The organism is Thermoanaerobaculia bacterium (assembly GCA_035260525.1).
Taxonomy (GTDB): Bacteria; Acidobacteriota; Thermoanaerobaculia; order UBA5066; family DATFVB01; genus DATFVB01.
In genome coordinates, this window is the sequence record DATFVB010000049.1 from 1 (window position 1) to 11046 (window position 11046).

The following is an 11046-nucleotide window of genomic DNA, read 5'->3' on the forward strand; positions in this document are numbered from 1 at the left end:
GGATACACGCACGCGGGCTCGGGCGACGGCGTCTTCGGCTGGAATCTGGCGAACTCCGGTGGCGGGGCGGGAGTGGTGGGTGAGGGCGATGGCAGCGTCGCGGGAGTTCTCGGAGGCTCGGTCACGGGGTTTGGCGTCGTGGCGCAGTCGGGAGGAACCGGGTTGAACGGCTCCGCGCTGCGGGCGCAGGGCAATGGAATCGCCATTTACGCGACCAACAACAGCACCGACTCGGCGCTCGTCGTCGGCAACGGCAACTCCGGCGGGTACCTCATCAAGGGCTTCGGGGGGGGCGCGGTCAGCCCTCAATTCACGGTCAGCTCCGCCGGCGCCGTCGCCGCGCTCTCTTTCAACGGCAACAGCAACGACTTCGCCGACCGTCTGCCGTCTCAGGCGGGGCTCGCTCCGGGAGACGTCGTGGCGATCGGGCCGGACGGGCGGCTCCTCCGGACGACGAAAGCCAACGAGACCGACGTGGCGGGGGTCTTCTCGACGCAGCCGGCGATGATCGCGGGCCTCGAGAAGGAAGGCGCGCCCCAGGTTCCCCTTGCCGTGGCGGGCATGATCCCCGTCAAGGTCACCACGGAGAACGGCCCGATACACCCGGGGGACCTGCTCGTGTCGTCTTCGATCTCGGGACACGCGATGAGGGCTCCCGAAATGCCGGCGCCCGGGACGGTCATCGGGAAGGCCATGCAGCCGCTCGAATCGGGCCGCGGCACGGTCGAGATGCTCGTCATGCTGCGATGAGGACGAGGGCTGCCGGAGTCGGTGCATGACGATGACGCGTTGCCGGCTGACGTCTCCGCGTATCCGGCGCGACCGAGCGATCGGCGGCACCACCGCCGCTCTCGTCCGAGACGTGGCCGCCAACAAGAAGGAAACGAGGCAATGATGAAAACGACGCGAGTGGCATGTGCCGCCGCGATCCTGAGCCTGGTCGGCGCATTCGCAGCGGCTGAATCGGGGAAGGCGGACCTGGTCCTGTTCCACGGAAAGATCTTCACGAGCGATGCCGTGCATCCTTACGTTCAGGCACTGGCGATCCGTGGAGAGCGGATCATCGCGACCGGCGATTCTGCGGAGATCGAAGCGCTCGCCGGTCCGCAAACCCGGGAGATCGACCTCGGCGGGCGGACCGTGATTCCGGGAATCAACGACGCCCACAACCACCTGGAAGTGTTTCCTGCGGATACGGTTGAACTGCCATTCAAGACCCTCGACCCCTCGTGGCCCGATGTGAGAGAGGCCCTTGCCGCCGCAGTCGTGAAGGCGCGTCGAGGAGCTCCTCTTCTCGCGTACATCGGTCCGACGGTCTTCACCGATCGCGACGCGGCGCGCGATTCACTGGACAAGCTCGCCGGCGATCATCCGGTCTTTCTCGCGAGTGTTACGGGACACGCCTACATCTTGAACAGCCGCGCACTCGCCATTCCGAAGACGGAGTCCGTGCTGACCATCGTCGGCGGGAAAGTCGTCTATGACGGAAAGGCGCTGTCGGCTGGAAGCGTCCAGCCGCGGGAGACAAACCCATGAAAACCTCGTTGGTGTCGTGAGCAAGACCACATCCCTCCTCGGCGGGAAAGCAGGACGGCGAGGCGGCCGCCGCATCGACCACCGCTTTTACGTCATCGCATGCGTGTCCGCGTTCGCGGTCGTGCTCACGGGATTCGCGCGGACGTACTACCTGAAGGCGCTGTTCCGCACGTCCGCGCTGCCGTGGCTTCTCCACCTGCACGGCGCGCTGATGACCGGGTGGTTTTCGCTGTTTCTCGTGCAAACGTGTCTGATCGCATCGCACCGGGTGGTCGTGCACAGGCGGCTCGGCGTCTTCGGCGCCGGGCTTGCGATATCCATGGTCGTGGTGGTCGTCACGGTGCTGGTTCATGCAGCCGCACGCGACGTGAACAGTCCCGCCGACGGGCCACGGTCCATTCTCTTTCTCGGAACGGGTCTGGTGAATATCGGGGTTTTTGCGACGCTGGTGGGCGCGGCCATCGCTTTTCGGCGGCGCGCCGATTTCCACAAGCGCCTGATGCTGCTGGCGACGCTGACCATTCTTGTCGCCGCCCTCGCCCGCATTCCGCTGGGCTTCATCGAGCGAGGCGGCCTGTCGGTGGCCATCCTTCTCGCCGATGCCTGCATCACCCTGGCGGTTGCCGTCGACACGCTTCGCAACCACAGGCTGCACCCGGCATTCGCCTGGGGTGCAGCGCTCTTTGTCGTCTCGATGCACCTGGCCGACGTCGGTGCGCGGACTCATGCTTGGACGCGCGTCGTAACCTGGATGGTGTCGTGATTCGCGAAGGCACGCCCACCCGAGAACATCTCTGGAACGGACGATTTTCGCGGCGCGTTCGGGGGCGAAGCATCTGCGCCGCCTCACCGGTGACGGGAAATGAGGAAATCATGATGATCCGTGCAGCTCTGGCATTCGTGGTCGTCCTTGCAGCCGCTCCGACACTTGCGCTCCCCCCGGAAGGACCTCCCGGCTCGGTTCGGGAGCCGATCCGCATGGCCGCCCCGGCGATGTCCGCGAAGCCGGTCGGCCCCGGCTACGACATCGAGATGAGCCGCATGATTCCGATGCGGGACGGCGTCGAGCTCGAGGCCTGGATTTTCAAGCCGTCAAACCTGAAGGGCAAGGCTCCGGCGATGCTGGAGTTGACTCAGTACGACATCGATGGAGGCTTCGGCGGCGGCTTCGCCACTTTCGTCCGGCGCGGTTACGTGTTCGTGCAAGTCCTCGTGCGCGGCCGCGGCCGCTCCGGGGGCGTGAAGAGCGACAGTCTCGGCCTGCAGGTCGGACGCGACGGTTACGACGTCGTGGAATGGATTGCGGCGCAGCCCTGGAGCGACGGACATGTCGTGATGTACGGTGCCTCGTTCTTCGGCATGACGCAGTGGCGCACCGCTGCCCAGAACCCGCCGCACCTTGGGGCGATCGCCCCCTACGTCTCCATCTATCCCGGATGGGACGTGCCGAACACGAACGGGATCCCACAGGCGTTTTCGGCCGTGATCATGGGGCTCACCTCGGGTCGCCAGCTCAATACTGGCTTTCTCGCGAATCGCGGCTATTGGGCCGGAAAGATGCTCGAAGAATATGCAGCCTACCGTCCGTTCCGGGAGCTGGACGACGCCGTCGGGATCGCCCAGGACGACTGGTGGATGGTCGACGAACGCGGCAAGAAACTCTCGTTCATGAAAATGTGGCTCGACCACGTGGGCGATCGGACCTTTAATCTCGCGGCGGAGCCGAAAGTCTCGGACTACGCCGCGATGCATTTTCCGATTCTGTCGGCGACCGGGTACTTCGACGACGACCAGCCCGGAGCTCTGCGCTACTACCGAGGCCACATTGCCCATGCGCCGGCGGCCGCGGTTGCGAAGCACTACCTCATCATCGGTCCGTGGGATCACCTGGGGACGCATCACCCGGTGAAAGAGATCGAAGGCCTGGCGATTCCCGATGCCGCCGTGATCGACATGAACAAGCTGCGCGCGGACTGGTACGACTATGCGCTCGGACGCGGACCTCGGCCGGCGCTCCTCCATGACCGGGTCACGTACTTCATGCTCGGCGCCGACGAGTGGCGCTATGCGAAGACGCTGGAAGCGGCATCTTCCGGCAAGGACCTGACGTTCTTTCTGGATGCGCCGGAGGGCACGCCAGAAGACGTCTTTCATTCCGGCTCACTCGCGCGAAAGCCGCCCGGCGCGGAGCCGCCCGCCGTCGTCGTCAGCGATCCGCACGAGCTCCCCGAGCTCGAAGTCGTCAGATACGCCAGAGACGAAAATCTGACGAGCCAGTTCCGCGATTTTCAGAAGCGAGCGATCGTGTTTCACTCCGAACCTTTCCCTCAGGACGTGGAGGTCGCGGGGCAAATGCGCCTGAACCTGAAAATCCAGGCCGATGCGCCGGACTTCGATCTCTGGGCCCAGGTGCTGATGGTGCTTCCCGACGGCTCGACGGTGCAGCTCGGCGAGGACATCCGGCGCGCGCGCTTCCGCGACGATCCGTTCAAGCAGGAGCTGCTCAGGCCCGATCAGATCGCCGAGATTCCGTTCGAATTCCGGTGGATGGCGCGGAGGATTCCGGCGGGCGCGCGCCTGCGTCTCACGATCGCGCCGCTCAACTCGCCCGCCTATCAGAAGAACTACAACACCGGAGGACGGATCGGTTACGAAAAGCTCGAAGACGCGCGGATCGCGCGCATCAAAGTGTTCCACGACGGGCAGCGGGCGAGCCGGCTGGTTTTGCCGCTGGCGGCGCCCGCGGAATCCATGGACGGCACGAAGTGACCTGGCGCCCATCCATCTCCGGGCGGCCGGAGCGCTCCGAGAGCTCGAATAGCCCGACGACGAGTGGCAATCCGCCCCATGGCGACGGATGTCGTCGGGGCCTTTTTCGATCACGATCGGGATGATCCGCTCGTAACCGCCGGGGTCGATGCGGGCCGCGGCAACGCCAAGACCCGCGCATGGTTAGAAGGTCCAGGTCCCCACGGGAATATCCCCCGTCCTCGCGACGGCGGGGCGGTGTATTCTTTCGGTAAGCACCCTTTCGGCCGGGTCTGCGGCGACGTGGAGGGCTCGTGACTCTGGCGGCGGGTACCCGGCTCGGCAACTACGAGATCACCGGCCTCCTCGGCGTGGGAGGGATGGGAGAGGTCTACCGGGCGCGCGACGGCAAGCTCGGCCGGGACGTTGCGCTGAAGGTCCTCCCGGAGGCGCTCGGCAGCGACGCCGGCCGGGTCTCCCGGTTCGAGCGCGAGGCGCGGCTCCTCGCCTCCGTCAACCATCCGGGAATCGCCGCGATCTATGGGGCGGAAGAATCCGGCGACACGCGGTACCTCGTTCTCGAGCTCGTCGGGGGCGAAACCTTGAGCGACCGGCTGCGCCGCACGATCTCGCCCGTCGACGCCCTCCGCATCGCGCGCCAGATCGCCGAGGCGCTCGAAGCGGCGCACGAGCGGGGCATCATCCATCGGGACCTCAAGCCCTCCAACGTCATGGTCACGCCCGAAGGACGCGTGAAGCTCCTCGATCTGGGCCTCGCGAAGATGATGGGCAATCTCAAGGCGGATGCGGACGCGGTCTCGCAGGAGATCACGGTGCCGCCGATGGAGGACACGCGCCCCGGCGTGATCATGGGGACGGTCGAGTTCATGAGCCCCGAGCAGGCGCGGGGGAAGACGATCGACAAGAGGACGGACATCTGGGCGTTCGGCTGCGTCCTCTTCGAATGTTTCTCCGGGCGCCGGGCGTTCGCCGGGGAATCCGTCTCGGACGCCCTCGCGTCGATCCTCTTGCGGGAGCCCGATTGGTCGGCGCTCCCGGCGGACACGCCGCCGGCGATCCGCGAGCTTCTCCTGCGCTGCCTCCAGAAGGACCCGAACCAGCGTCTGCGCGACATCGGCGACGCGCGCCTCGCGATCGAGGAGGTGCTCTCGGAAGTCGAGCCGCGGCGATCGTCGGCGAGCGGGGTGCTGCGGAAGCCGGCGCGCGGCCGCCGGCGGACGGCCCTCATCGCCGCGGCGGCGGTTGCGGCGGTTTCGATCGGGATCTTCCTCTGGCGCTTCCCGCGCCGAAGGTCAGGAGGGACCAAGTCTGTCGCGGTGCTGCCGTTCAAGGATCTCAGCGGGACGGCCGGCGGCCAGCTCATCGGGGACGGCCTCGCGGAGACGGTGAGCGCGCGGCTGGCGAATCTTCCGGGGATCCAGGTCATGACCCCCGTCTCCGCCGTGAACGTTTCCGACCGCGAGTCCGACCCGTCCCGGGTCGCGAGCCGTCTCGGCGCGGGCTATCTCCTGCGCGGATCGATCCAACGGAGCGGCGATCGGATCCGGATCACGTATTCCGTCTGGAGCGCCCGCGATGGCGCCCAGATCGCCGGAGACGCCATCGACGGGAGCGACACGGATCTCTTCGGGATACAGGACCGCCTGGCCGAAAGAGTCGGAACGTCTCTCGCCGTCCGCCGGGCGAAGGTTTCCCCCCGCTCCTCCGGCCTCGAGACAGCGGGCGAACAGGACCGCTATCTGCAAGCGATCGGTTGTCTTCAGCGGTACGACCGGCCGGGATCGATCGACAAGGCGATCGCGCTTCTCGAAGATCTCGCCGAAAATGCTCCCTCCTCCGCGCTCGTCCAGGCCGCGCTCGCCCGCGCCTACATCCACAAGTTCGACCAGACTCGAAGCGTCGATTTCGTTTCCCGAGCGGAAAGGAGCATCGAACGCGCGGAGCGCCTCGATCCTGACCTGCCCGAAGTCTATATGACGGCCGGCGTTCTGCAGACGCGCAAGGGAAACCCCCAGGAAGCCGTTCCCGCGTTCGAGCGCGCCCTCGCCCGCGAGCCGAGCAACTTCGAAGCGCTCTCCGGTCTCGCGGACGCGCTCGAAGCCTCCGATCGAATGGCCGATGCCGAGCGCGCATACCGGCGCGCGATCGAGCTGTGGCCCTCCTACTGGGCCGGCTACAGCAATCTCGCGGCATTCCAGGCCGGTCGCGGCCGGTACCGCGAAGCCGCCGACAACTTCCGCCGAGTGACGTCGCTTGTTCCTGACAATTTCAGAGCGTACGGCAATCTGGGTGGCGTTGAATTGCTCGTTGGCGATTTCGAAGAGGCGATCGATTCCTTCCAGAAATCTCTCTCGCTCGCGCGGAGCGTCGGGTTACCAGTGCCGGCTACGACGTACGCCAATCTCGGAACCGCGGAATTCTTCCAGGGCCAGTATGCGAAAGCGGCGGAGGCGTTCGAAGCCGCCACCCGGCTGACCCCCGACCACTACCAGATCTGGTCGAACCTGGGCGACGCGCGCCGATGGGCTCCGGGGATGCGGGCCGCCGCCGCGGAGGCCTACGCTCGCGCGATGCTCCTCTGCAGAAAGGAGTTGGAGATCAACGCGAAGAATCCGATGGCCCACTCGACGCTGGCGCTCTGCCTCGCCAAGACGGGCCACGGAGAGGAGGCCGAGCGTCATGCTTCCGAGTCGCTCGTTCTCGACGGGAAGAACCCCGAGATTCTCTATAATGCCGCCATCGTCTCCAATCTCGTCGGAAAGACCGCGGAGGCGGTCGATCGGATCCGCCTGGCGCTCGGGGCGGGTTATTCGAAAGTCTTCGTCGAGCGCGAGCCGGAGCTCGCCGATCTGCGCGCTGCCGGGAAGTTGAGCTTTTGAGGAGGAATTATGCGCCTGCCTTCCAAGGTCACTCTCGTCCTGGAAACAGCCCTCGTGACGACGGTCCTGTCCTGCGCGACGTCGCAGCAGGGCCCATCGCCGTGCGACACGACCGCCCGAAACCATCGGATCAAGGTCGCCGACGTGGTCAGCTGCAAGGACCCCCACGTGTCAAAGGAGAAGAAGAACGACATCAAGTGGTTCTCGGCCGCCGGGACGAACCTTTCCATTGTGTTCGAGCCGCCGACGCCCTTCCCCGAACTGACCTGCGGGCAGCCCAACGAATGTTGGTCCGGAGCCATCGCGCCCGGGTCCGCTTATGGATCCCATAAGTACCACGCCTGGTTGGACGGAAAGGAAATCGACCCGAACGTGATCATCGACAAGTGATCGACGAAAGCGGCGCCGCCCGGCCGTGAGACGTCGGCGACGCCGCACCCCGGCGATCGAGCTCGAAAGGAGAAGAAACGTTGCGCAAGTTCCGATTTGAGAAGCCGGCTCTGGTTCTCGGGGTCATCGTTCTGGGATACGGCGCCGTGGCGACTGCGGACTGCACACCCACGCCGTGCGACGAGGCCCCGAAGTCCCACACGCTGACCGTCGCCGACCAGGTGAGCTGCAAGAACCCGCACCTGTCAAAACAGAATGCCAACGTGATTTCCTGGTGTTCGGCGGAGGGGACGAACCTGAACCTCGTCTTCGAATCGCCCACTCCGTTTCCCGGTCTGACGTGCAAGAAGCCGAACCAATGCAAGTCCGGGCCGATCTCCAAAGACATTGCGCCGGGGACGTACAAGTACCATGCGTTTCTCAATGGAAAGGAAATCGATCCGAACGTGATCATCGACCACTGATTCCGGCCGGGCGCAGGCTCCCGGCGCGAAAACTCCCGATCCGATTCTTCGTTATTATCGTGGGATGAAGCGAACTGTTGCGGTCGCCGCGATGGCCCTCGTCGCGGCCGCCGGCTGCCGGAAGAAGGCTCCTCCGGCGCCGCCGCCGACGCCCGTCGCGGTGAAGACGCTCCGGCCCGTGCCCGTGCCGCGGACGACGGAATACGTGGCCACGCTCCAGTCGCGGCAGTCGATCACGCTCCAGCCGCAGGTCGAGGGGCATGTGACGCGGATCTTCGTCAGGTCGGGCGACCGCGTGGCGGCCGGCGCGCCCCTCCTCCAGATCGATCCGGAGAAGCAGCAGGCGACCGTCCACGCGTCGGAAGCGACCCACGCCTCGAAGGTCGCGGCGCTTCGTCTCGCGTCGGAACAGCACGCCCGCATCGCGAAGCTCTTCTCCGAAGGGCTGGCTTCCCAGCAGGACCTCGACCAGGCGCAGTCGGCGCTCGAATCCGCCCAGGCGGACGCCCGGACGGCGGAGGCCCAGGTGCGGCAGGAGAGCGTCGACCTCGGCTACTACCGCGTGGAGGCGCCCGCCGCGGGGATCGTCGGCGACATCCCGGTCCGCGTGGGAGACCGGGTGACGAACTCGACGACGCTCACGACGCTCGACCGCGTCGGCTCCGGGCTCGAGGCGTACGTCTCCGTTCCCGTCGAGCGGTCCGCCGATCTCAAGGTCGGCCTCCCGGTCGAGATCGTCGACGACGCCGGCGCGGTGCTCGCGCGCACGCGCATCAATTTCGTCGCTCCCCGGGTCTCCGACGAGACGCAGGCGGTCCTCGCGAAGGCGCCGATCGACGATCCGAAGGGCGCTCTCCGCCCGGCCGAGCTCGTCCGCGCGCGGATCGTCTGGAGCTCGACGCCCGCGCTGACGATTCCCGTCGTCGCGGTCGTGAGGATCAGCGGGCAGGATTTCGCGTTCGTCGTGGACGGTCCGCCCGGGGCGACGGTCGCCCGGCAGCGCCCGATTCAGCTCGGGGAAATCGTCGGCAACGACTACATCGTCCGCGAGGGGCTGAAGGCGGGCGACCGGGTCGTGGTCGGGGGAGTCCAGAAGATCGGCGACGGCGCGCCTGTCAATCCCGAATCGTGACTCGGGAAACACGAAATCCGAAATCCGAAATACGAAACGAGCTCGAAACGTGAAACTCCGAAACTCGAACCCGATTGCCGGCCGACTCGAAACCGTTTCGCGTCTCAACTTGCGAACCTTTGCGTCTGTTTCGGATTTCGACCAGTCGGGTTTCGAGTTTGTTTCGGGTTTCGAGTTTCGGATTTCGGATTTCTGATCGATGTTCGTCGACTTCTTCATCCGCCGTCCCGTCTTCGCGAGCGTGTGCGCGATGTTCCTCGTCCTCGCCGGGGCGGTCTCGATTCCCACGCTTCCGGTCGCGCAGTTCCCGCAGCTCGCGCCGCCGCAGATCACGGTCTCGAGCTTCTACACGGGGGCGAGCGCTCAGGCGGTCGAGACCGCCGTCACGACCCCGCTCGAGCAGGCGATCAACGGCGTCGAGGGAATGCGCTACATCCAGTCGACGAGCGGCAACGACGGAAGCTCGTCGATCACCGCCACCTTCGACCTGTCCCGGAACCTCGACGTCGCGGCGGTCGACGTGCAGAACCGGGTCGCGTCGGCGCAGGGGCGCCTGCCGAACGAGGTGAAGACGACCGGGGTCACGATCGCGAAGAACTCGAGCGCGTTCGTCCTGGCGGCCGGGCTGTACGCGGCGCACGGAGAGTACGACAGCCTCTGGATCAGCAACTACGCCGACGTCTTCCTGAAGGACGCGATCAAGCGGGTGCCCGGCGTCGGAGACGTGATCATCTTCGGCGAGCGCAAGTACGCGATGCGCCTGTGGCTCGATCCCGAGCGGCTCGCCGCCCGCAAGCTCACGGCGGGCGACGTCGTCGCCGCGCTGCAGGAGCAGAACGTGCAGGTCCCCGCCGGCCAGCTGGGGCAGCCTCCCGCACCGCCGGGGCAGCAGTTCCAGCTCTCCGTGCGCGCCGTCGGCCGCCTCACGCGGCCGTCCGAGTTCGACGGCATCGTGCTCAAGGCGGCGCCGGACGGAACGCTCGTCCGGGTGCGCGACGTCGGGCGCTCGGAGCTCGGAGCCGAAAGCTACGGGACGAAGCTGCGATTCAACGGAGTCGACGCCGTCGGCCTCGGCGTGCTCCAGCTCCCGACGGCCAACGCGCTCGCGGTCGACAAGGCGGTCCGAGCGGAGCTCCAGCGCCTGGCCCGGAGCTTCCCTCCGGGACTGAAGTTCCAGATCGCGTTCGACCCGACGGCCGCCGTCGCGGAATCGATCCGCGAGGTGCTCATCACGCTCCTCGAAGCGATCGCTCTCGTGATCCTCGTCATCTTCCTGTTCCTGCAGGACTGGCGGGTGACGCTCATCCCCGCGGTCACGATTCCGGTGTCGCTCGTCGGGACCTTCACGTTCGTCAAGCTGCTCGGCTTCTCGATCAACACGCTGACGCTCTTCGGGATCACGCTCGCGACCGGCCTCGTCGTCGACGACGCGATCGTCGTGATCGAGAACATCGAGCGCCACATCCGCGAGCGCGGCCTCGGCGCCCCGGCCGCGTCGTCCTCGGCGATGCGGGAGGTCGCCGGCGCGGTGATCGCGACGTCGATCGTGCTCGTGGCCGTCTTCGTCCCGGTCGGCTTCTTCCCGGGAACGACCGGGATCCTCTACAAGCAGTTCGCGCTGACGATCGCGTTCGCGGTCGCGCTCTCGGCCTTCAACGCGCTCACCCTCTCGCCGGCGCTCGCGGCGAAGCTCCTCGGCCACGAGCGGGAGCACCCGAAAGGGGTGTTCGGGAAGATCAACGCGGCCATCGCCGCGTCGACCAACCGCTACCGCGACCTGCTCGGGAGGCTCGTCCCCCGCCGGCGGCTGATGGGGATCGCCTTCCTCGCCGGCCTCGCCCTGACGTATCTCGTCTTCCGGATCGTGCCGTCCGCA

9 protein-coding genes are annotated in these 11046 nt (G+C 66.5%); all 9 read left to right on the plus strand.

The genetic code is table 11. The features are described 5' to 3' along the window. Positions 1 to 750: hypothetical protein (locus tag VKH46_02300; protein ID HKB69644.1), on the plus strand; the 750-nt coding region annotated here is incomplete at its 5' end. Between the two features lie 144 nt (positions 751 to 894). Next, positions 895 to 1536, plus strand: a complete 642-nt coding sequence (locus VKH46_02305; protein HKB69645.1) for an amidohydrolase family protein — start codon at positions 895 to 897, stop codon at positions 1534 to 1536. A gap of 16 nt (positions 1537 to 1552) precedes the next feature. After that, positions 1553 to 2299, plus strand: coding sequence for a hypothetical protein (locus tag VKH46_02310; protein ID HKB69646.1), 747 nt, complete (start codon positions 1553 to 1555; stop codon positions 2297 to 2299). Further along, positions 2296 to 4305, plus strand: coding sequence for a CocE/NonD family hydrolase (locus VKH46_02315; protein HKB69647.1), 2010 nt, complete (start codon positions 2296 to 2298; stop codon positions 4303 to 4305). The genes VKH46_02310 and VKH46_02315 overlap by 4 nt, the downstream gene beginning before the upstream one ends. Before the next feature lie 293 nt (positions 4306 to 4598). Continuing rightward, positions 4599 to 7184, plus strand: coding sequence for a protein kinase (locus VKH46_02320; GenBank protein ID HKB69648.1), 2586 nt, complete (start codon positions 4599 to 4601; stop codon positions 7182 to 7184). A 9-nt stretch (positions 7185 to 7193) separates the two neighbouring features. Beyond that, positions 7194 to 7574 carry a hypothetical protein gene (locus VKH46_02325; protein HKB69649.1) on the plus strand — a complete coding sequence of 127 codons (381 nt, stop codon included), beginning with the start codon at positions 7194 to 7196 and terminating at the stop codon, positions 7572 to 7574. A gap of 80 nt (positions 7575 to 7654) precedes the next feature. Then, positions 7655 to 8038 carry a hypothetical protein gene (locus VKH46_02330; GenBank protein ID HKB69650.1) on the plus strand — a complete coding sequence of 128 codons (384 nt, stop codon included), beginning with the start codon at positions 7655 to 7657 and terminating at the stop codon, positions 8036 to 8038. 64 nt (positions 8039 to 8102) lie between these two features. Continuing rightward, a complete protein-coding gene (locus VKH46_02335) occupies positions 8103 to 9170 on the plus strand; it encodes an efflux RND transporter periplasmic adaptor subunit (protein HKB69651.1) in 1068 nt (355 codons plus the stop codon). Between the two features lie 199 nt (positions 9171 to 9369). After that, positions 9370 to 11046, plus strand: a 1677-nt coding sequence (locus VKH46_02340; protein HKB69652.1) for an efflux RND transporter permease subunit, incomplete at its 3' end; no start/stop codon positions are given.

Bases quoted from the DNA above. Each gene is read 5' to 3' on its own strand.
- VKH46_02305 (HKB69645.1), top strand. From the start codon at position 895: ATGAAAACGACGCGAGTGGCATGTGCCGCCGCGATCCTGAGCCTGGTC.
- VKH46_02335 (HKB69651.1), top strand. From the start codon at position 8,103: ATGAAGCGAACTGTTGCGGTCGCCGCGATGGCCCTCGTCGCGGCCGCC.
- VKH46_02325 (HKB69649.1), top strand. From the start codon at position 7,194: ATGCGCCTGCCTTCCAAGGTCACTCTCGTCCTGGAAACAGCCCTCGTG.